Here is a 21,427-nt window from a genome sequence, read left to right as displayed (position 1 = left end):
TTCAAGGCTTGGCTTCGGCTCGCGGTCCCACCACGACCCACCAGCGGGTGTGATGCTCGACCTGCACCGGCAATGTCGGTAGCAAAGCGGTCAGCGCCAGATCGGTGTCATGCAGCGGGAAACTGCCGGTGATGCGCAGGTCCGCCACTTGTGGTTCAACGCCCAGATAGCCGCGTCGATAACGACTCAGCTCCTGGACCAGGTCTTCAAGGCGGGCGTTTTCCACCACCAGCATGCCGCGTGTCCAGGCGTCGGCGCCGGGGTTCAGGGCCACCGTTGGCCCTAGGCCTTCCTTGAGCATCAGCACCTGTTGGCCTTCGTACAGGATCTGTTCTTCCTGGGCGCTCTGCGGATGCGCCGCCACGGCGGACTTCAATACGCTCAGGCGGGTGCCCTGGTCTTCGAGCTTGACCAAAAAACGCGTGCCCAACGCGCGCATGCTGCCTTCGCGAGTCTCGACGATGAACGGACGCGGATCGTTGTGACCGGTTTCCACGAGGATTTCACCTTCCTGCAGGACGATGCGCCGCTGCTTGTCATCGAAACGCACATCCAATGCACTGTGGGTGTTGAGGTTGATCAGCGTGCCGTCCGCCAGGCGCAACGTACGCTGCTCACCGGTGGCGGTGCGCTGGTCGGCCAGCCAATAATCCAGCGGCAAATAACGATCGCCGGCGAACAGCGCCAGCCCGATGACCGCGACTATGCTCGCCAGGCCGCTGCCGACCTTGCGCACCCGGCGCCGGATGCTCGCCTTCGATTGCAGCAGCGCGGCCCGCGCTGGACCACTGGCGATGTTGAAACGCTGGTCGAGCATGCCCAGCTGTTGCCAGGCGCGGGCATGTTCCTCATCGGCCGCGTGCCATCGGGCAAACGCCTCCCGCTCCTGAGGACTGCCGCCGCCTGAATCCAGGGACAACTGCCAGGCGATGGCGGCGTCCAGCACCCGCGCGGAGACCGGTTTGCCATGAGCCGTGTTCATGTCGGCTCACCATAAAGGGCGATGTAGCACTGCTTCAGGCCTTGGGCCAGGTATTGGCGAACCCGTGGCACCGAAACCCCCAGGCGCTCGGCGATTTCGGCGTGGCTGAGGCCGTCGAGGCGGTTATAGAGGAAGGCTGCGCGGGCTTTGCTGGACAGTTTGCCGAGCAGGCGATCGATCTGCTTGAGGTCTTCAAGGATCAGCTGCTGTTCTTCCACCGACGGGTGCTCGGCCTCGGGGATCAGCATCAGTTCGGTCAGGTACGCCTGCTCCAGCGCCGCCCGACGGAAGTAATCAAACAGCAGGCCCTTGGCGATCGCTACCAGAAAAGCCCGGGGCTCGCGCGGTGCCGTCAGCTCGCCACGGCCCAGCAGGCGAACGAAGGTGTCCTGGCTCAAGTCCTCGGCGCGCTGCGGGCAGGCCACGTTGCGTCGAAGCCATGCCAGTAACCAACCGCGATGGTCGCGGTACAACGCACCAACCAAATCACTGTGGGAACTGGGGACTGACGACACGGAACATTCACCGACGCATTAAGTAACGAGAATTGTTCGCGATTGTGGCAGAGGCGGGGGAAGGAAAGCAATTGGCACTGGTCGGGAGTTGTAGCGATATGCCACTCCCGAAGGAAATCTACTATTCAGGGCTGCGGATTAAAGCGAGGGCGCCTGCTGCCGCCGTTTCCACTGTCCGAGGCGTTGTTGCAGATCGAGTGGGCTGTGGATCGCTTGCTGGCGGGCGCGACTGAACAGGATCAGCGCCAGCTCCGCAGTGGCCAAGGCGTCGGCGCTGGCGTTGTGACGGTCAAAGATTTGCAGTTTGAACCAGTCGATCCACTCGTCCAGTCCCCCTTGGCGGATGTGCGCCTGAGGGCAAAGCATCGGGGCCATGTCTGCTACGTCGAGAAAGGGCTGCTGCAAGCGATAGCCCAGGTAGTCTTTCAGCGCGCGCCCGAGCATGTGGCAGTCAAACGGCGCGTGGAACGCCAGCAGTGGACTGTCGCCAACGAACTCCATGAACGCCAGCAGGGCTTCGGCCGGGTCGCTGCCAGCGGCGATGGCACTCGGCGCCAGGCCATGAATCAGCACGCTCGGCCCGAGCTTCTGCTTGTCGCATTGCAAGGTCCGCTCGAATTGCTGGCTGAAATCGATGGCGCCGTCTTCTATGACCACGGCGCCGATGGACAGTATCTGATCCTTGCTCAGGTTAAGGCCGGTGGTTTCCAGATCGACCACCACCCACCGCTGTTCCCGCAGGCTGCGTTCAGTCAGTTGAGTGGGCGTGGGTAGGTCCCGGAGGCGCTGTTGCAAGGTCTCCGACAACGTCGGTTGGACCGGGCGCAACCAGGAAAACAGGTTCACAACTGATACCTCAGCGTCAGGCTGCTTTGCAGGCGTTGAGCCTGGCGCAGGGATTCGCGCAGGATGCGCCGGTCCAGATGATTGAGGCTGTCAGGATCGACCCGGTTGGAGTAGGGCTGGTTTTCCCGGGTTTGCAGTTGGTGCTGTTGCATGCGCGTCTGTTGGATGAAGTGATAAGCCTCTTCATAGGCAGCGCCGTCGAGCGGCTCGATCACCTCCTTGACGACCAGTTGCCGCAAGCGCTCCAAGGTGTTGTTGGCCTCGATACCGTTGGCCAGTGCCAGCAACCTTGCACCGTCGACAAAAGGGGTCAGGCCTTGAACTTTCAAGTCGAGGGTGGCTTTTTCGCCGTTCTTGCGGCTGAGCACAAAATCCCTGAAGCGTCCGACGGGGGGACGATGGCGCAGGGCATTTTCGGCCATCATGCGCTGGAACAAGCGGTTGTCGGCCACTTGATCGAGGATCTGCTGGCGCAACTGCTCGCAGCCTTGTTCGTCGCCCCAGACCACGCGCAGATCGAAATAGATGCTTGAGCCCAGCAGATTCTCAGGCGTTGCTTCGCGGATAAAGGCAGCAAAGCGTCGCGCCCATTCCGCGCGGGACAGGCACAACTCAGGATTGCCGGCCATGATGTTGCCTTTGCACAAGGTGAAGCCGCACAAGGCCAGGCTCTGGTTGATCTGTTGAGCGATGGGCAGCAGCATTCCGCGGATCTGCGCTGCATGGGCCGCGTCCCGGGCTTCAAAGAGGATGCCGTTGTCCTGGTCGGTGTGCAGGGTCTGTTCGCGCCGGCCTTCGCTGCCGAAACACAGCCAACTGAACGGCACGCCCGGGTCGCCCTTTTCGGCCAGGGTCAGTTCGATGACGCGGCAGACGGTGTGGTCGTTGAGCAGGGTGATGATGTGGGTAATCTGGGTCGACGACGCGCCATGAGCCAACATGCGTTCCACCAGTTGACCGATCTCGCCGCGCAGGGTCACCAGGTTTTCCACCCTCGGGGCGTTGCGAATCGTCCGGGCCAGATGCACCAGGTCGACCCGCTGCAGGGAAAACAGGTCGCGTTCCGACACCACGCCGCACAAGCGCTGATCCTTGACCAGGCAGACGTGCGCGATATGGCGCTCGGTCATGGCGATGGCCGCGTCGAAGGCGCTGTGGTCCGGTGACAGGAAGAACGGTGCCTGGGTCATGTGCATTCCAATCGACTCGGAAAAATCTCCGGTACCGTCGGCCACGACCTGCCGCAGGTCGCGCAAGGTAAAAATCCCCACAGGCGCTTTCTGCTCGTCCACCACCACGATGCTGCCGACCTGCTGGTCGTGCATCAGCTTGACGGCTTCGCGCAGCGGCGTTTCGGGACTGCAACTGACCGGATGACGCATCGCCAGCTCCCCCAGGCGGGTGTTGAGCGAATATTGCGTACCCAGGGTCTGCGCGGATTTTTGCTGTACTTGTTGGTTGACCAGGTCTAGCAAGCTGCTGACGCCGCGCAGGGCAAAGTCGCGAAACGGGCCGGACAAGGCGAATAGCTTGATGAAGGCCAACTTGTTCAGTTGCAGGCAGAAGGTGTCCTCGCCCGCCCGGTGCTCGGTGCGAGTAGCTCGCTCACCCAGCAGCGCGGCGAGGGGGAAGCATTCGCCGGTGGTGATTTCAAAGGTCGTCTCGGTGCCACCCTTGGCCGTGTGCGGGCGCTCGCCCACTACCCGGCCTTGCTTGACGATATAGAAGTGTTCCACCGGACCGTCGGCCGGCTTGATGATCGTTTCGCCCGGCGCATAGAAACGCAACAGGCATTGCTCCACCAGATAGGCCAGGTGGGCGTTTTCCATTTGGTTGAACGGTGGGAAGCGCTGGAGAAACTGCAGCGTCCCCTGGATGTTTTGCAACACCGCGGTTTTCCCTGCCTGGATGAAGGCGTCCGCTTTTTTCATAACGATTACGCAGCTTTTTCGAATTATTGTGGTCGGATCTGTGCCCCATGGTCGGCCCCTGAGCGTGCGGTTGCCCATTGGACGTAAGTCTAGGTCGCCACAACGGGGCCGAAACTACGGAAAAAACCTACGCCCGGCCTCGGAAAATTCTTCCTGGAATGCTCTTGGAAAAAAATCCGACGAAGTGCACATTGAAGCGCCGCAGAACGATGTCTGACCACTGTGCCAGGGGATCGATTCAAGAACGTAGAGAGCATCATGTCCGACCACGATATTTTGAGTGACGCCGAGCGCGAGGCGTTGAGTGCCGTCATGCTGGAACCCGACCTGCCGCCGCAGCGAGTCTTGATCGTCGACGATGACAAGGACGCCCGCGAGTTGCTGTCGGAGATCCTGGCATTGGACGGGATTCACTGCATGACCGCCGCCAGTGGCGAAACGGCGCTCAAGATGCTGGAAACCAAGCCGTCGATTGGCCTGCTGATCACCGACCTGCGCATGGGCAATGTCGATGGCCTGGAGCTGGTGCGCCTGGTGCGCGAGTCCGAGCGGGCGGCGTTGCCGATCATCATCGTGTCGGGAGACGCGGACGTGAAGGATGCCATCGAAGCCATGCACCTGAGTGTGGTGGACTTTCTGCTCAAGCCGATCGATACCGACAAGTTGCTGGGGTTGGTCAAGCATGAGTTGGGGATGGATCTTTAAGATATCCTCTTCAATGGTGCCGAAGTGCTTTTGTGGTGAGGGAGCTTGCTCCCGCTGGGCTGCGAAGCAGACCCTTTTTTTCCAGAACTCGAAATCTTATTGACTGTATTGCGGTCGCTGCGCAACCGAGCGGGAGCAAGCTCCCTCGCCACAAAGGCGGTCATGTATTACAAATGAAAAAGCCCTGATCGAGAGATCAGGGCTTTTTCTTGTGCCGCGTCTACCGCTCAATCACAGCCCATTGGCTGCCTTGAACTCACGACGCCGACGGTGCAGCACCGGCTCGGTGTAGCCGTTAGGCTGCTTCGTGCCTTCGACCACCAGTTCGACCGCCGCCTGGAAGGCGATGTTGCTGTCGAAGTCTGGCGCCAGCGGGCGGTACAGCGGGTCGTTGGCGTTCTGGCGGTCCACGACGGTCGCCATGCGCTTGAGGCTTTCCATCACCTGGTCCTGGGTGACAATGCCGTGGCGCAGCCAGTTGGCGATGTGCTGGCTGGAAATACGCAACGTCGCGCGGTCTTCCATCAGGCCGATGTCGTTGATGTCCGGCACCTTGGAGCAGCCGACGCCTTGGTCGATCCAACGCACTACATAACCAAGAATGCCCTGGGCGTTGTTGTCCAGTTCGTGCTTGATCTGTTCGGGCGTCCAGTTCGGGTTGACTGCCAGGGGAATGGTCAGGATGTCGTCCACCGACGCGCGGGCGCGTTTGGCCAGTTCGGCCTGGCGGGCGAACACGTCGACCTTGTGGTAATGCAGGGCGTGCAATGCGGCGGCGGTGGGTGACGGAACCCACGCAGTGTTGGCGCCGGCCAGCGGATGAGCGATTTTCTGCTCCAGCATGGCTGCCATCAGGTCGGGCATGGCCCACATGCCCTTGCCGATTTGCGCGCGACCTTGCAGGCCGGTGCTCAAGCCGATATCGACGTTCCAGTTTTCATAGGCGCCGATCCACTTCTCGGCTTTCATGTCGGCCTTGCGCACCATCGGGCCGGCTTCCATGGAGGTGTGGATTTCGTCGCCGGTGCGGTCCAGGAAGCCGGTGTTGATGAACACCACGCGCTCACTCGCCGCCTTGATGCAGGCCTTGAGATTGATCGTGGTCCGCCGCTCTTCGTCCATGATCCCGACTTTCAGGGTATTGCGGGGCAGGTTCAGCACGTCTTCGACGCGGCCGAACAGCTCGTTGGTGAACGCCGCTTCTTCCGGTCCGTGCATCTTCGGCTTGACGATGTACACCGAACCGGTGCGGCTGTTGCGGCGCGAGGTGTTGCCGTTGAGGCTGTGGATCGCTGCAAGACTGGTAACCAGGCCGTCGAGAATACCTTCCGGCACCTCGTTGCCGTCTTTGTCCAGGATGGCGTCGATGGTCATCAGGTGGCCAACGTTGCGGACGAACAGCAGCGAACGGCCGTGCAGGGTCACACTCGAACCGTCGACGGCGGTGTAGACGCGGTCGGGGTTCATGGTCCGGGTGAACGTCTGGCCGCCCTTGGCGACTTCTTCCGAGAGGTCGCCCTTCATCAGGCCGAGCCAGTTGCGGTAGATCACGACCTTGTCATCTGCGTCGACGGCGGCGACCGAGTCTTCACAATCCATGATGGTGGTCAGCGCGGCCTCCATCAGGATGTCCTTCACGCCGGCGGCGTCGGTTTGGCCGACTGGGGTGCTGGCATCGACCTGGATTTCGAAGTGCAGGCCGTTGTGCTTCAGCAACACTGCGGTGGGGGCTGAAATCTCGCCTTGGAAACCGATCAGTTGGGCGTCATCGCGCAGGCCGCTGTTGCTGCCGCCCTTGAGCGCGACGACCAGTTTGCCATCGACGATCTTGTAGCCGGTGGAGTCGACATGGGAGCCAGCCGCCAGCGGCGCGGCTTCGTCGAGAAAGGCGCGGGCGAAGGCGATGACCTTGTCGCCACGGACCTTGTTGTAGCCTTTGCCTTTTTCCGCGCCGTCGGCTTCGCTGATGGCGTCGGTGCCGTACAGCGCGTCATACAGCGAACCCCAGCGGGCGTTCGAGGCGTTGAGGGCGAAGCGGGCATTCATCACCGGCACGACCAGTTGCGGACCGGCCATGCGCGCGATTTCATCGTCGACATTTTGCGTCGTGGCCTGGAAATCCGCCGCTTCTGGCAGCAGATAACCTATGTCTTGCAGGAAGGCTTTGTAAGCCACGGCGTCGTGGGCCTGGTCGGCACGAGCCTGGTGCCAGGCATCGATCTGTGCCTGGAAATCGTCGCGTTTGGCGAGTAGGGCTTTGTTCTTCGGGGCCAGGTCATGGATGACCTTGTCGGCGCCGGCCCAGAACGCGTCGGCGGTGAGGCCGGTTCCGGGAATGGCTTCGTTATTCACGAAGTCGAACAGGACTTTGGCGACCTGCAGGCCACCGACTTGAACGTGTTCAGTCATTGCTTGCCTCACTCTGCTCAGCTATTTCGCTTTTCAGCTCTTCGATTTTGATAATGAAGCCTCGGGACATTTAAACCACAAACCCCGGAACCAGTACATGCCATCGCTGGCGGCTGGGTGTTCAAGCCTTGCTGACGGGGCTTTTCAGGGATGCGACTGGCCTTAAGCAGACATCGGTACAACCGGTGTATCGCGGTTATGTAGTGCGCGCTGCGGAATACTACATGATCAATTGCGGTTGTGAAAATTAGACTAATTGCGTCGTTCCGCGACCGACTAAAGCAGTACAGTCACGGCACGGCACGGGATGTTCTCAAAAAACAGTCAGATTGTTCCAGATAAATCTTTTGAACTGTACACATTATCTGCCGCAAGGCCTTGCCGGCCTAATCCGCAGCGTTGCCTATACTGTCTCATCCACCCCATAGAGGCTGTGCCATGGACCATCTTGTCATCACTGTTTTTGCGCCGGACAAGCCCGGGCAGGTCGAGCGTATCGCCCAATGCATCGCCGAACATGGCGGTAACTGGCTGGAAAGTCGCATGTCGCACTTGGCCGGGCAGTTCGCCGGGATCCTGTGCCTCAGCGCTCCGGCCGAGTCTCATGAAGAACTGATCGAAGCCTTGCAGGGGCTATCGGCCCACGGCATTCGGGTGTTGATCGCTGAAAATGCGATAGAAGTGTCCTGCACTTGGAAACCCATCGCCATGGAGCTGGTGGGCAACGACCGCCCCGGCATCGTGCGCGACATCACCCGCCTGCTGAGCGAGCAGGGTGTGAATGTAGAGCGGCTGGTGACCCACGTTCGACCCGCACCGATGAGCAGCGAATTGCTGTTTCATGCTGAGGCGATTCTTGGCGTGCCTTTGACCTTATCGCTGGATACGTTGCAGGAACGCTTGGAAACGCTGGCCGATGAACTGATGGTCGAACTGAAACTGAGCGACGAAAGCTGACGCTGGTTATCCAAGGAAACGTTGCGCCTGCCTGTGGATAACCTGTAGAGACCCGCCGCCAGCCCAGGCCCGCCGGGCCTTAGCGAGAAATGGTCAAAAAATCGCCAATTTTCAAGGGCTTGTGCACAAACGGCGGGGATCAGGTTGTGGATAACCTTGGGAAAGACAAGCGCAGGCCACGCCAGACGTGGCCTGTAGAAATTTGTGCAATTTATGATCAGTTGCGCCGGCGCATGCTCACCACTGCATCCACGCTATACACCGCCAAGCCGGCCCAGATGAACAGGAACGCGACCAGGGTGCTGGAGGACAAATGTTCATCGAAAAACAGCACCGCGAGCAGCAGCACGAGCGTCGGAGCGATGTACTGCAAGAAGCCCAGCGTGGTGTAGGGCAAGTGCCGTGCTGCGGCGTTGAAGCATACCAACGGTACGAGCGTCACCGGGCCGGCCGCCACCAGCCACCAGGCTTCGGACGTCGTCCAGAACGCCGCTTGGGCGCTGGTGGCGGCTGGATTGAGCAACAGCCAGGCGACAGCAATCGGTACGAGCATCCAGGTTTCCACCACCAGCCCAGGCAATGCCTTCACTGGCGCCTGCTTGCGGATCAACCCGTAGAAGCCAAAGGTCAATGCCAGCATCAGCGACACCCACGGCAGGCTGCCCACCTGCCAGACCTGCTGCGCTACGCCGAGCGCTGCCAACCCGACCGCCACCCATTGCATGCGCCGCAAGCGCTCGCCGAGGATCAGCATGCCCAGCAGCACGTTGACCAGCGGATTGATGTAATAGCCCAGGCTGGCTTCGAGCATCCGCCCGTTGTTCACCGCCCAGACATAGGTCAGCCAGTTGGCCGCAATCAGCGTGCCGCTCAGGGCGAGGATCGCCAGGCGACGCGGATTATCGCGCAGTTCGCGCCACCAGCCCGGGTGTTTCCAGACCATCAACAGGGCCGCGCCGAACAGCGCGGACCAGAGCACTCGATGGATGATGATTTCCACCGAGGGCACGCTGGCGATGGCTTTGAAGTAAATCGGGAACAGGCCCCAGATAATGTAGGCGCTCAGGCCCAGGATATACCCGCGACGCGGGTTGGCGGCTTGCATGCAGAGTCCTTGCTTAGGCAGCTAACAAAAGCATGATTGTAAGGAGATTTGTCTGATAACGCTGCTGACCTTTTCGAGCGATGGGCGTCAGAACAACTTCAGCGGCTCTTCGTTGAGCGCTGCCAGTTGTTCGCGCAACGCCAGTACCTGATCGCCCCAATAACGCTCGCTGCCGAACCAAGGGAAGCTGCGGGGAAACGCCGGATCGTCCCAGCGGCGGGCCAGCCAGGCGCTGTAGTGCATCAGTCGCAGGGCGCGCAGAGGTTCGATCAGGGCCAGTTCGCGCGGGTCGAAGTCGTGGAACTCTCGATAGCCATCCATCAGTTCCGACAGCTGCCCCAGGCATTCCTGACGGTCCCCGGCGAGCATCATCCACAGGTCCTGTACCGCGGGACCCATGCGGCAGTCGTCCAGGTCGACGATGTGGAACACCTCGTCGCGACACATCATGTTGCCCGGGTGGCAGTCGCCGTGCATGCGGATGTTCTGGTGGGGCGTGGCGGCATAGACATCTTCGACACGCTTGAGCAGGTCCCTGGCCACTGACTCGTAGGCCGGCAGCAGGCTGCGGGGGACGAAACCGCTTTGCAGCACGGTCGCCAATGAGTCATGACCGAAGTTTTTCACGCCCAGGGCTTCTCGATGCTCGAACGGACGAGTCGCCCCAATCGCATGCAGGCGACCGAGCAACTGGCCCAGGCGATAGAGCTGGTCAAGATTGCCCGGCTCTGGGGCACGGCCGCCGCGACGGGGAAACAGGGTGAAACGAAACCCGGCGTGTTCGTGCAGGCTTTCGCCGTTGTGGATCAGCGGCGCCACCACCGGCACTTCGCAGTCGGCCAGCTCGAAAGTGAACCGGTGTTCTTCCAGGATCGCTTCGTTGGTCCAGCGCTGCGGGCGATAGAACTTGGCGATCAGTGGCTCGGCGTCTTCGATGCCGACCTGATACACGCGGTTTTCGTAGCTGTTGAGCGCCAGCACGCGGGCGTCGCTGAGGAAGCCAATGCTCTCGACGGCATCGAGGACGAGGTCGGGCGTGAGGGTTTCAAACGGATGGGACATGCTGACTCCTGCGCAGCGGCAGGGCTGCCGCGTCCGACCCAGCATCTTAGCGTAAAGCAGTCTCGATTGATCGGTGGGCGTTCAATCGCCCTTCGTGGCGAGGGAGCAAGCTCCCTCGCCACGATGTGTCAGGCGCCGATGACTCCGCCATCTTCCCGGGTAATGACCATCACCGAAGACCGCGGCTTGCCATTAGGCAAGTGCTCGGGGAATGTCGAGCCACCGTTTTCACCAGGATGCTGGATCCCGATGAACATCGTCTTGTAGTCCGGCGCGAAACTGATGCCGGTCACTTCGCAACCCACGGGGCCGACCATGAAGCGGCGGATTTCGCCGCTGTCCGGGTCAGCGCAGAGCATCTGGTTGTTGCCCATGCCAGCGAAGTCTCCAGCGTTGCTGGAATCGCCGTCGGTCTGGATCCAGAGCCGTCCGGCCTTGTCGAAGCCCAGGCCGTCGGGGCTGTTGAACATATTCTGGGCGTTGACGTTGGACGAGCCGGCTTTGGGCGTGCCGGCGTGTACCGTCGGGTTGCCGGCGACCACGAACAGATCCCAGTCAAAAGTGTTGGACGCATGATCGTCGCGCTCGGTGCGCCAGCGCAGGATCTGTCCGTAGACGTTCTTGGCCCGAGGGTTCGGCCCGTCCACCGGTTGGCCGTCTTCGCCGCGCTTGGCGTTGTTGGTCAGGGTGCAATAGACCTGGCCGTCTTTCGGGCTGACCACGATCCACTCCGGACGGTCCATGCGGGTCGCGCCGACGGCACTGGCGGCCAAGCGCGCATGGATCAGCACGTGCGCCTGATCGGGGAAACCTTTGCCAGCGTCGAGGCCATTCTTGCCGTGGGTCAGTTCGATCCACTGGCCCTTGCCTTTCGGATGGTCTGGATTGCCGTCGCCGGCATCGAAGCGCGCCACGTACAAGGTGCCGTGGTCCAGCAGGTCGCGGTTGGCCTTGGCGTTGCCATGGTCGATGCGCTGGCGGCTGATGAATTTGTAGATGAATTCACCACGCTCGTCATCGCCCATGTACACCACAGCACGACCGTCGTGAGTCTGCGCCAGGGCAGCGTTTTCGTGCTTGAAGCGGCCCAGGGCGGTGCGTTTCACCGGGGTGGACTTTGGATCGAACGGGTCGATTTCCACTACCCAGCCGTGGCGATTGAGTTCGTTGGGGTTCTTCGCCAGGTCGAAGCGTGGGTCGTGCAGGTGCCAGTTGATTTCGCGGCTGGTGAGGGTGGCACCATAGCGTTTTTGCGCGTCGTCGAATTTCAGCTCGGCGTTGCTGCTGCCGAAGCAGTCGGTGAAGTTTTCTTCACAGGTCAGGTAAGTGCCCCATGGCGTCATGCCGTTGGCGCAGTTCTGGAAAGTCCCCAGCGCATTCTTGCCGCTCTTGTCGGCGCTGGTTTTCAGCAGGTCGTGGCCGGCTGCCGGGCCGCCCAGGCGAATCGGCGTGTTGCCGTGGATCCTGCGGTTGTAGCGCGAGTCCTGGACGAACTGCCACTGGCCTCGACGACGCTGGATCTCGATCACCGACACGCCTTCGCTGGCCTGGGCCTTGTGGACCTCTTCGGCCGACTGCGGCTGGCCGCCGTGGGGGAAAAGGTAGCGGTAGTTGGTGTATTCGTTGTTGATCGCCATCAGCGCCCGGTTGTTGTCGCCGGGAAATGGAAAGAGGCTCATGCCGTCGTTGTTGTCGCCAAATTGCATTTCCTGGGCGCGGGCGGTGCCGTTGCCGCTTGGGTCGAATGCCGGCGCATTTTTTTGCAGCGGCTGGCCCCAGCTGATCAGCACCGAGGCCTTGTAGCCTGACGGCAGCGTGATGGTGTCGGTGGTTGCGGCAGCGATGCTGTCGAAGCCCAGCAGGCTTTTGTTGCCTTCGCTCACGGCGGCGGCCATGACGCTGCGACTCAGCAGGTTGCCGCCCAGGAACATCGCCGCGCCGCACAGGGCGCCGGCGCCGATGAAGCGACGACGGCTCAGGCCGACGATCTTTTCCAGGTCGGTGGATTGGTTTTCTTCTAATAGGCTCATCGGGAGGCTCCCTGCTGGTTTTGGCAGTCACCTTAAAGCGAGCACATGAAACTTTTGTTTCAGTGCGCTAAAGCGGTGTGCCCAGCAGCACGTTTGACGGCGAAAATCGCACCTGGACCGGGGAACCGGCAGCCAGGTTTCGCTCGCTTAACTGGAGCGGGGCGGCCAGGGCGCATAGCGTCTGCCCGTTGGGCAGGCCGATGCGCACTTCGCTGGGGCCGTCTTCGGCGGCGGCGATGTGTTCGATTACGCCAGGCAAACTGTTGATCTGCGGATGGCCTGGCTGATCGGCGGGATAAAGCTCCAGCCAGCCGGCCTTGATCAATGCAACCACTTCGGCGCCGATCTCCAACTCCAGGCGCAGCGTACTGTCACGGGTGATCTGCGCTTCGATGACCAACCCTCGCGCCAGTTCCAGGCGTATCCGGTCGTTGTGCCCCTGGGGCTCGATGCGTACGACCTTGCCGTGCAGTTGGTTGCGGGCGCTGGTGCGCAACATCAGACGGCTGAGCAGACCCAGGTCGCTGGCATCTTCGCTGGCTTCCAGCAACTGCGCCTGCAACGCTTGCAGGCGCTGGTAAAGGCGCAGCACGCGCCGCCCCTCTTCGGACAATTTTGCACCGCCGCCGCCCTTGCCACCGACGCTACGCTCGACCAACGGCTGATCCGCGAGGTTGTTCAGCTCATCGATCGCATCCCATGCTGCCTTGTAGCTCAGCCCGGCGCTTTTCGCGGCCCGGGTGATCGAGCCCTGTTCGGCGATGTGCTGCAACAGGGCGATGCGTTGTGGTCGGCGGACGATGTGCTGGGTCAGAAGCGTGGGCAATGACATGACGGAAACTGTGCGCAGGGGGCGATGCGCCGACGTTGGCTCCTAGGCTGCCGCGCGTCAAGCCCGGTCGCCGGGTTTCGGTGTTCGCGCCAGGCAGTAGACATCGACCCGTGCGGCACCGGCATCGAGCAGCAGGCGCGCCAACGTCTCAGCCGTGGCGCCAGTGGTGAGTACATCGTCCACCAGCGCCAGGTGACGATTCTTGAATAACGCTTCGGGCATCAACGCGAAAGCCTGGCGCAGATTCCGATGCCTGGCCCGGGCGTCCAGGGCCTGTTGCGCGGGCGTGTCCTGAATGCGCCGCAGCAGGTTATCTTCGCAAGGGATCTGCAGCGACTCGCTGAGCCAACGGGCCAGCAGCGTGGCCTGATTGAACCCCCGCTGGCGCAAACGTCGGGTCGCCAGCGGCACCGGCACCAGCGCATCGGGGCGTTCCAGGCCTTCGTCGAAATGATGCTGCAGGAATTGCGCGAGCAATTCGCCGAGCAATCGGCCCAGCGGCCACTTCGCCTGATGCTTGAAGCGGGTGATCAGGCTGTCCACCGGAAAATCATAGGCCCATGGCGCCAGGACTCGCTGGTAGGCAGGGGCGCGTGTGGCGCATTGCCCGCAACGCAGCCCGGTCGTGGGCAGCGCAATGGCACAGACGCTGCATTGGCCGCCGAGCCAAGGCAGCTCGCTTTCGCAAGGGGTGCAGATAGGCTGTGGCGTATCGGTGCTCTCGCCACACAGCAAGCAGGATTGTTTGTTTTTTAACCAGATGTAAACCGGTCCTTTGACTCGTGGTTGACAGCGCATGGCTCTTCCTTAAATATGCCGAACATCCGTGTCGCGCCTGTGGGTATTCCATGCCCCCAGGTGCCAGCCAAGCATAATCAAGGAAATGCCCATGAGCGCCAGCACCACTGCCAACCTGCGTCATGACTGGTCTTTGGCCGAAGTCAAAGCACTCTTCGTCCAGCCGTTCAATGACCTGCTGTTCCAGGCGCAGACCGTGCACCGCGCGCACTTCGACGCCAACCGCGTCCAGGTTTCCACGCTGCTGTCGATCAAGACGGGTGCTTGCCCGGAAGATTGCAAATATTGTCCGCAGTCCGGCCACTACAACACCGGGCTGGAAAAAGAGAAGCTGCTGGAGGTGCAGAAGGTCCTCGAGGAGGCCGCGCGCGCCAAGGCCATCGGTTCGACCCGTTTCTGCATGGGCGCCGCTTGGAAGCACCCCTCCGCCAAGGACATGCCTTACGTACTGGAGATGGTCAAAGGCGTGAAAGCCATGGGCCTGGAAACCTGCATGACCCTTGGTCGTCTCGACCAGGAGCAGACCGAAGCGCTGGCCCAGGCCGGCCTGGATTACTACAACCACAACCTCGACACCTCGCCTGAGTTCTACAGCAGCATCATCACCACCCGTACCTACAGCGAGCGTCTGCAGACCTTGGCCTACGTGCGTGACTCGGGGATGAAGATCTGCTCCGGCGGCATCCTGGGCATGGGCGAGTCCCTGGACGACCGCGCCAATCTGCTGATCCAGCTGGCGAACCTGCCGGAGCACCCGGAGTCGGTGCCAATCAACATGCTGGTGAAAGTCGCCGGCACGCCGCTGGAGAACGCCGAGGACATCGATCCATTCGATTTCATCCGCATGCTGGCCGTGGCGCGGATCCTTATGCCCAAATCCCATGTGCGCTTGTCCGCCGGTCGTGAGGCGATGAATGAGCAGATGCAGGCCCTGGCGTTTTTTGCTGGCGCCAACTCGATTTTCTACGGCGACAAGTTGCTGACCACCGCCAACCCGCAGGCGGACAAGGACATGCAGTTGTTCGCGCGCCTGGGCATCCAGCCCGAAGCCCGCGAAGAGCATGCCGACGAAGTGCACCAGGCCGCTATCGAGCAGGCGCTTGTGGAACAGAAGAGCAGCGAGCAGTTCTACAACGCAGCTGTTTGAGTGGATGCATAACCCAGAGGGAGCAAGCCGCTCCCACTGGGATCTGTCCAGCCTTTGAATAACGGTTCACCCGAGGCCTGCATGCCCTTCGATCTCGCCGCACGCCTGGCTGCCCGTCGTGCCGAAAATCTTTATCGCCAGCGCCCGCTACTCGAGAGTCCCCAGGGGCCGGAAGTGGTGGTGGACGGCCAATCGTTGCTGGCGTTCTGCAATAACGATTACCTCGGCCTGGCCAATCATCCTCAAGTCATCGAGGCCTGGCGCGCCGGGGCGTCTCGTTGGGGCGTGGGCGGTGGCGCCTCGCATCTGGTGATTGGCCACAGTGGACCGCATCACGTCCTGGAGGAGGCCTTGGCCGACTTGACCGGGCGTGCGCGGGTGCTGTTGTTCACCACCGGATACATGGCCAATCTTGGCGCCGTTACCGCATTGGTCGGGCAGGGCGATACGGTGCTGGAAGATCGTCTTAACCACGCTTCGTTGCTTGACGCCGGGCTGTTGTCCGGAGCCCGTTTCAACCGTTATCTGCACAACGACGCCCAAAGCCTGGCTAACCGTCTGGAAAAAGCCGTCGGCAATACGCTGGTAGTCACCGATGGCGTGTTCAGCATGGACGGCGACATCGCCGATCTGCCGGCCCTGGCCCGCGAAGCCAGGGCCAAAGGCGCGTGGCTGATGGTCGATGATGCGCACGGTTTCGGCACGCTAGGCGCCACCGGCGGCGGTGTCGTCGAACATTTCGGCTTGAGCCAGGACGACGTGCAGGTGCTGGTCGGCACGCTGGGCAAGGCGTTCGGCACCGCTGGTGCCTTTGTAGCCGGTAGCGAGGAATTGATCGAAAGCCTGATCCAGTTCGCGCGGCCTTATATCTACACCACCAGCCAGCCGCCGGCATTGGCCTGCGCCACCCTCAAGAGTCTTGAATTGCTGCGCAGCGAACATTGGCGGCGCGAGCACTTGCAGGTGCTGATTCGCAAGTTCCGCCTGGGCGCCGAGCAGATCGGCCTGCAATTGATGGACAGCTTCACGCCGATCCAGCCCATTCTGATCGGTGACGCGGGGCGGGCTATGCGCTTGTCGAAAATGCTGCGAGAGCGGGGGCTGATGGTCACGGCGATCCGCCCACCGACCGTGCCGGCCGGCAGCGCCCGTTTACGGGTAACCCTGACCGCTGCCCACAGCGAAGCCCAGGTGCAACTATTGTTAGAGGCACTGGCCGAGTGTGTTGCCCGGCTGGGACCGGAGCCAAGTGATGCGTGATCGACTGATTTTGTTGCCTGGCTGGGGGCTGGGCATTTCGCCGCTCGAACCTCTTGCGGCGGCGCTACGAGGGCTCGACGAGCACTTGCAGGTGGAAATCGAGCCCTTGCCTGCACTGGCATCGAGCGACCTCGATGAATGGCTCGATGAGCTGGATGCCACCTTGCCCCAGGATGCCTGGCTGGGCGGCTGGTCCCTGGGCGGTATGTTGGCATCGGAACTGGCGGCGCGCCGGGGCGAGCGCTGCTGCGGCCTGTTGACCCTGGCGAGCAACGCTTCTTTCGTGGCCCACGAACAATGGCCGAGCGCGATGGCCGGCGAGACCTTCGATGGATTTCTTGCCGGATGTGCCGCCGACCCGCGCCAGACGCTCAAGCGCTTCAGCTTGCTGTGTGCCCAAGGGTGCAGCGACCCGCGTGGGTTGTCGCGATTGTTGCTCGCCGGTGCACCGCCCACGTCGCCCGATGACTTGATGGCCGGGCTCGAACTGCTGGCGCAACTCGACACCCGCGTTGCGTTGCAGGGCTTTCGCGGCCCGCAATTGCATCTGTTTGCCGGCCTCGACGCCTTGGTACCGGCCGAAGCGGCCGGTGATTTGCTGGCGTTACTGCCTGATGTCGAAATCGGCCTGATTGAACAGGCCGGTCACGGATTCCTTCTGGATGATCCGCACGGCGTGGCGGGGGCGATCCAGGCTTTTTTGCATGAGTCCGGTGATGACTGATTTGGCTGTTGTGAAACTCCCCGGTGCCTTACCGGATAAACGCCAGGTAGCGGCCTCGTTTTCCCGGGCGGCGGCCAGCTATGACAGCGTCGCGCAATTGCAGCGCGATGTGGGTGAGCAATTGCTCGGGCGTCTGCCGCCGTCATTCAAGCCAGGGTGCTGGATGGACCTGGGGTGCGGCACGGGTTATTTCACTCGGGCGCTGGGCGAGCGCTTCGGCGAGGCGACCGGCCTGGCGCTGGATATCGCCGAGGGCATGCTCAACCATGCTCGCCCCCAAGGCGGCGCGGCGTATTTCGTGGCCGGCGACGCGGAGCGCCTGCCTTTGCAATCGGCGAGCTGCGAGCTGGTTTTCTCCAGCCTTGCGGTGCAATGGTGCGACGATTTTGCCTCGGTGTTGAGCGAGGCCCATCGCGTCCTGAAACCGGGCGGAATGTTCGCTTTCACAAGTCTGTGTGTCGGCACGCTGTACGAGCTGCGCGATAGCTGGCGGCAGGTGGATGGCCTGGTGCACGTCAACCGCTTCCGTCCATTCGAGACTTATCAACAGCTGTGCGTTACCAGCGGATTGAAGGTAATCAGTGTTGAAAATCAGCCTCATGTGTTGCATTACCCGGACGTGCGCGGCCTGACCCACGAATTGAAAGCTTTGGGCGCGCATAATCTGAACCCTGGCCGCCCCGGTGGGCTGACGGGCAGGGCGAGGATCCTGGCGCTCGTTGAAGCCTATGAACAGTTCCGTCAGGCCCAGGGTTTGCCGGCGACTTACCAAGTGGTCTACGCAGTGTTGGAGAAACCGCTATGAGCCAGGCTTATTTCATCACCGGCACCGACACCGACGTCGGCAAGACCACCGTTGCGGCGGGCCTGCTGCACGCTGCCCGGCAGGCCGGCATGAGCACGGCCGCGGGCAAGCCCGTGGCCTCTGGCTGCGAAGTAACGCCCAAGGGCCTGCGCAACGCTGACGCGTTGGCGTTGCTGGCCGAGTGCTCGGTGCCGCTGACTTATGCACAGGTCAACCCGGTGGCATTGGAGCCGGCGATCGCGCCGCACCTGGCCGCCCGTGAAGCCGGCGTGGCGTTGACGGTGCAGTCGCTGCTCGGCCCGATGCGCGAGGTGCTGGCATTGGACGCCGATTTCACCTTGATCGAAGGCGCGGGTGGTTGGCGTGTGCCGTTGGCCGGCCAGGACAATCTCTCGGACCTGGCGATAGCGCTGGGCCTGCCGGTGATCCTGGTGGTGGGCGTGCGCTTGGGTTGCATCAGCCATGCGTTGTTGACCGCCGAGGCGATTGCCCGTGATGGCTTGCAACTGGCTGGTTGGGTGGCCAATATCATCGACCCGGCCACCTCGCGCCTGGAAGAGAACCTGGCGACCCTCGCCGAACGACTTCCGGCGCCGTGCCTGGGCCGGGTGGCGCGCATCCAGAGCGTGACGGCCCAAGCTGTGGCCGAACACCTGCAACTGGATCTGCTGGACTAGAGACGAGCCAAGGTTTTGCCTATGACGAGGCACTGTGCCATTAGTGTTTTTGTCGGGCCTTTTACCGGTGCATCTGATTCAATGCCGATGTCGACCCTTCAAGATGACGAGTCCTGCCATGGAAATCTCAGGAAACACCGCGTTCTATGCCGGTCTGAGCACGATTCAGACAGGACAGAACCGCGTCGATCTGGCGTCCGGCCAGATTGCCAACAATACGATTGAACGCTCGGTCACCAGTCAATCGTCCGAGGTCCAGGTTGATCGCTTGCGGTCAGTGGATCGCAGCCAGCAATCGGACCTGTCCAGTAACATGGTCGATCTGGCCCAAGGCAAATTCGAAGTGCAATTGGGTGTGAACGTCGCCAAGGCTTCCGACGAAATGCTCGGAACGTTGATTGATACCTTCGCCTGATCCGTCCTCTCGAATTTGCTAAAGCGCCGCGATTATTCGCGGCGTTTTCGTCTCTAACCCCTTTTCGCTCAACTAATCTTTCCTTGCGTGTTCCGGGCCTGCTTCCTGGCGACGGATTCTGTCGCCTGCCGTTCCGGCAAAACGATGACGAACGGCAAAAGATCGACGCTTGACAAGCTTTGGGCGTAAACGTATGTTTCAAACAACTGTTTGACCGCTACAACAAATCCACGCGGTCGCTCATCCCCGGTTACATCAGCAGAGGTTTATCGCTATGCCTGACTACAAGGCCCCCTTGCGTGATATTCGCTTCGTTCGTGACGAACTGCTCGGCTACGAAGCGCATTATCAGAGCCTTCCGGCTTGCCAGGACGCAACTCCGGACATGGTTGACGCCATTCTCGAAGAAGGCGCCAAGTTTTGTGAGCAGGTGCTGGCTCCGCTGAACCGCGTGGGTGACCTCGAAGGTTGCACCTGGAGCGAGTCCGGCGTGAAAACCCCGACCGGTTTCAAGGAAGCCTACAAGCAGTTCGTTGAAGGCGGCTGGCCGAGCCTGGCCCACGACGTCGAGCATGGCGGCCAAGGCCTGCCGGAATCCCTGGGCCTGGCGGTCAGCGAAATGGTCGGCGAAGCCAACTGGTCGTGGGGCATGTACCCGGGCCTGTCCCATGGCGCGATGAACACTATTTCCGAGCACGGTACGCCTGAGCAGCAAGAGGCTTACCTGACCAAGCTGGTGTCCGGCGAATGGACCGGCACCATGTGCCTGACCGAACCTCACTGCGGCACCGACCTGGGCATGTTGCGCACCAAGGCCGAGCCTCAGGCCGACGGTTCCTACAAAGTCAGCGGCACCAAGATCTTTATCTCGGCCGGTGAACACGACATGGCCGACAACATTGTCCATATCGTCCTGGCACGCCTGCCGGATGCTCCGGCTGGCACCAAGGGGATTTCGCTGTTCATCGTTCCTAAATTCCTGCCGAACGCCGACGGTTCCATCGGTCAGCGCAACGCCGTGAGCTGCGGTTCGCTGGAACACAAGATGGGCATCCACGGCAACGCCACCTGCGTGATGAACTTCGACGCGGCCACCGGTTACCTGATCGGCCCGGCGAACAAAGGCCTGAACTGCATGTTCACCTTCATGAACACCGCACGCCTGGGCACCGCGCTGCAAGGCCTGGCCCACGCTGAAATCGGCTTCCAGGGCGGCCTGAAATACGCTCGTGACCGCCTGCAAATGCGCTCCCTGACTGGCCCGAAAGCGCCGGACAAGGCCGCGGACCCGATCATCGTGCACCCAGACGTGCGTCGCATGCTGCTGACCATGAAGGCCTTCGCCGAAGGTAACCGGGCGATGGTGTACTTCACCGCCAAGCAGGTGGACATCGTCAAATACGGCGTGGATGAAGAAGAGAAGAAGAAGGCCGATGCGCTGCTGGCGTTCATGACGCCGATCGCCAAGGCGTTCATGACTGAAGTCGGTTTCGAAGCGGCAAACCACGGCGTGCAAATTTATGGCGGCCACGGCTTTATCGCCGAGTGGGGCATGGAGCAGAACGTGCGCGACAGCCGTATTTCGATGCTGTACGAAGGCACCACCGGCATTCAGGCCCTCGACCTGCTGGGCCGTAAAGTGCTGATGACCCAAGGCGAAGCACTCAAGGGCTTCACCAAGATCGTCCACAAGTTCTGCCAGGGCAACGAAGGTAACGAAGCCGTCAAGGAGTTCGTCGAGCCGTTGGCTGCCTTGAACAAGGAATGGGGCGAGTTGACCATGAAAGTCGGTATGGCTGCCATGAAGGACCGCGAAGAAGTCGGTGCTGCTTCGGTGGACTACCTGATGTATTCCGGTTACGCCTGCCTGGCCTATTTCTGGGCCGACATGGCGCGTCTGGCGGCGGAAAAACTCGCTGCCGGCACCACCGAAGAAGCCTTCTATACCGCCAAGCTGCAGACCGCGCGCTTCTACTTCCAGCGCATCCTGCCGCGCACCCGCACCCACGTTGCGACCATGCTGTCGGGCGCCAATAATCTGATGGACATGAAGGAAGAGGATTTCGCGCTGGGTTACTAAACCTGAAGCGGTTCTTCACAAAGCCGCTGCTTCTTCGGGAGCAGCGGCTTTTTTGTGTGCGCCAGGCATGGCGCGTTGCGCGTAAGCGCAACCAGCTTGGCTGTGGTGGCCACGCTGGTGACTTGGAGGTGCAAGTCCTCTACACAC

19 protein-coding genes are annotated in these 21,427 nt (G+C 61.5%); 9 read left to right on the top strand and 10 right to left on the bottom strand.

From position 1 onward, the window contains the following. Position 1: 1 nt before the first annotated feature. The 4 genes from HU806_RS17795 to HU806_RS17780 form a co-directional block, all read right to left on the bottom strand. Positions 2-982 carry a FecR domain-containing protein gene (locus HU806_RS17795; RefSeq protein WP_186612865.1) on the bottom strand — a complete coding sequence of 327 codons (981 nt, stop codon included), beginning with the start codon at positions 980-982 and terminating at the stop codon, positions 2-4. Then, on the bottom strand, positions 979-1,497 hold the full coding sequence (locus HU806_RS17790; protein ID WP_186612863.1) for an RNA polymerase sigma factor: 519 nt from the start codon (positions 1,495-1,497) through the stop codon (positions 979-981). The genes HU806_RS17795 and HU806_RS17790 overlap by 4 nt, the downstream gene beginning before the upstream one ends. Before the next feature lie 138 nt (positions 1,498-1,635). Then, a complete protein-coding gene (locus HU806_RS17785) occupies positions 1,636-2,343 on the bottom strand; it encodes an exonuclease domain-containing protein (RefSeq protein WP_186612861.1) in 708 nt (235 codons plus the stop codon). Further along, positions 2,340-4,274 carry a putative nucleotidyltransferase substrate binding domain-containing protein gene (locus HU806_RS17780; protein ID WP_189672504.1) on the bottom strand — a complete coding sequence of 645 codons (1,935 nt, stop codon included), beginning with the start codon at positions 4,272-4,274 and terminating at the stop codon, positions 2,340-2,342. The genes HU806_RS17785 and HU806_RS17780 overlap by 4 nt, the downstream gene beginning before the upstream one ends. A gap of 258 nt (positions 4,275-4,532) precedes the next feature. Between HU806_RS17780 and HU806_RS17775 the strand changes: the two genes are divergently transcribed. Then, positions 4,533-4,979 carry a response regulator gene (locus tag HU806_RS17775; protein WP_060740319.1) on the top strand — a complete coding sequence of 149 codons (447 nt, stop codon included), beginning with the start codon at positions 4,533-4,535 and terminating at the stop codon, positions 4,977-4,979. Positions 4,980-5,210: 231 nt separating this feature from the next. On the opposite strand, the gene HU806_RS17770 is transcribed toward HU806_RS17775, so the two are convergent. Continuing rightward, entirely contained in the window at positions 5,211-7,388 is a 2,178-nt protein-coding gene (locus HU806_RS17770; protein WP_186612859.1) for a malate synthase G, read from the bottom strand. 438 nt (positions 7,389-7,826) lie between these two features. Here HU806_RS17770 and HU806_RS17765 point away from each other — a divergent pair, with 438 nt between their 5' ends. Beyond that, a complete protein-coding gene (locus tag HU806_RS17765; RefSeq protein WP_186612857.1) occupies positions 7,827-8,345 on the top strand; it encodes a glycine cleavage system transcriptional repressor in 519 nt (172 codons plus the stop codon). Positions 8,346-8,562: 217 nt separating this feature from the next. Here the strand turns inward: HU806_RS17765 and rarD are convergent, their stop codons facing one another. From rarD to HU806_RS17740, 5 genes are all read right to left on the bottom strand, one after another. After that, a complete protein-coding gene (gene rarD, locus HU806_RS17760) occupies positions 8,563-9,450 on the bottom strand; it encodes an EamA family transporter RarD (protein WP_186612856.1) in 888 nt (295 codons plus the stop codon). A gap of 87 nt (positions 9,451-9,537) precedes the next feature. Then, positions 9,538-10,512 (bottom strand): SrkA family protein kinase, encoded by a 975-nt coding sequence (gene srkA / locus HU806_RS17755; RefSeq protein WP_186612855.1) that lies wholly within the window; start codon positions 10,510-10,512, stop codon positions 9,538-9,540. A gap of 128 nt (positions 10,513-10,640) precedes the next feature. Beyond that, positions 10,641-12,542 carry a PhoX family protein gene (locus HU806_RS17750; protein ID WP_186612853.1) on the bottom strand — a complete coding sequence of 634 codons (1,902 nt, stop codon included), beginning with the start codon at positions 12,540-12,542 and terminating at the stop codon, positions 10,641-10,643. A gap of 67 nt (positions 12,543-12,609) precedes the next feature. Further along, complete coding sequence (modE, locus tag HU806_RS17745) at positions 12,610-13,374, bottom strand: molybdenum-dependent transcriptional regulator ModE (protein WP_186612851.1); 765 nt, start codon at positions 13,372-13,374, stop codon at positions 12,610-12,612. A 57-nt stretch (positions 13,375-13,431) separates the two neighbouring features. Continuing rightward, positions 13,432-14,172: a ComF family protein gene (locus HU806_RS17740; RefSeq protein WP_186612849.1), complete on the bottom strand. Its 741-nt coding sequence runs from the start codon at positions 14,170-14,172 to the stop codon at positions 13,432-13,434. 91 nt (positions 14,173-14,263) lie between these two features. Between HU806_RS17740 and bioB the strand changes: the two genes are divergently transcribed. The 7 genes from bioB (at position 14,264) to HU806_RS17705 (ending at position 21,280) form a co-directional block, all read left to right on the top strand. Next, positions 14,264-15,319, top strand: a complete 1,056-nt coding sequence (bioB, locus tag HU806_RS17735; RefSeq protein WP_186612847.1) for a biotin synthase BioB — start codon at positions 14,264-14,266, stop codon at positions 15,317-15,319. Between the two features lie 81 nt (positions 15,320-15,400). Then, entirely contained in the window at positions 15,401-16,579 is a 1,179-nt protein-coding gene (gene bioF, locus HU806_RS17730) for an 8-amino-7-oxononanoate synthase (RefSeq protein WP_186612845.1), read from the top strand. After that, positions 16,572-17,303 (top strand): alpha/beta fold hydrolase, encoded by a 732-nt coding sequence (locus HU806_RS17725; protein WP_186612842.1) that lies wholly within the window; start codon positions 16,572-16,574, stop codon positions 17,301-17,303. The genes bioF and HU806_RS17725 overlap by 8 nt, the downstream gene beginning before the upstream one ends. Further along, the gene (bioC, locus tag HU806_RS17720) at positions 17,296-18,108 is read left to right on the top strand and encodes a malonyl-ACP O-methyltransferase BioC (protein ID WP_186612840.1); all 813 of its coding nucleotides are present in this window, start codon (positions 17,296-17,298) and stop codon (positions 18,106-18,108) included. The genes HU806_RS17725 and bioC overlap by 8 nt, the downstream gene beginning before the upstream one ends. Continuing rightward, positions 18,105-18,785, top strand: a complete 681-nt coding sequence (gene bioD, locus HU806_RS17715) for a dethiobiotin synthase (RefSeq protein ID WP_186612837.1) — start codon at positions 18,105-18,107, stop codon at positions 18,783-18,785. Before bioC ends, bioD begins: the two co-directional genes overlap by 4 nt. A 118-nt stretch (positions 18,786-18,903) precedes the next feature. Next, positions 18,904-19,200, top strand: a complete 297-nt coding sequence (locus HU806_RS17710) for a pyrroloquinoline quinone biosynthesis protein PqqE (protein ID WP_186612836.1) — start codon at positions 18,904-18,906, stop codon at positions 19,198-19,200. Positions 19,201-19,474: 274 nt separating this feature from the next. Then, positions 19,475-21,280, top strand: coding sequence for a phenylacyl-CoA dehydrogenase (locus tag HU806_RS17705; RefSeq protein ID WP_186612834.1), 1,806 nt, complete (start codon positions 19,475-19,477; stop codon positions 21,278-21,280). The last annotated feature ends 147 nt before the right edge of the window (positions 21,281-21,427 follow it).

Source organism: Pseudomonas sp. SWRI154, from assembly GCF_014268645.1.
GTDB classification, from domain to species: Bacteria; Pseudomonadota; Gammaproteobacteria; order Pseudomonadales; family Pseudomonadaceae; genus Aquipseudomonas; species Aquipseudomonas marvdashtae.
Note: the sequence above shows the minus strand (reverse complement) of the source record. Positions and strands in the feature narration are given on the sequence as shown.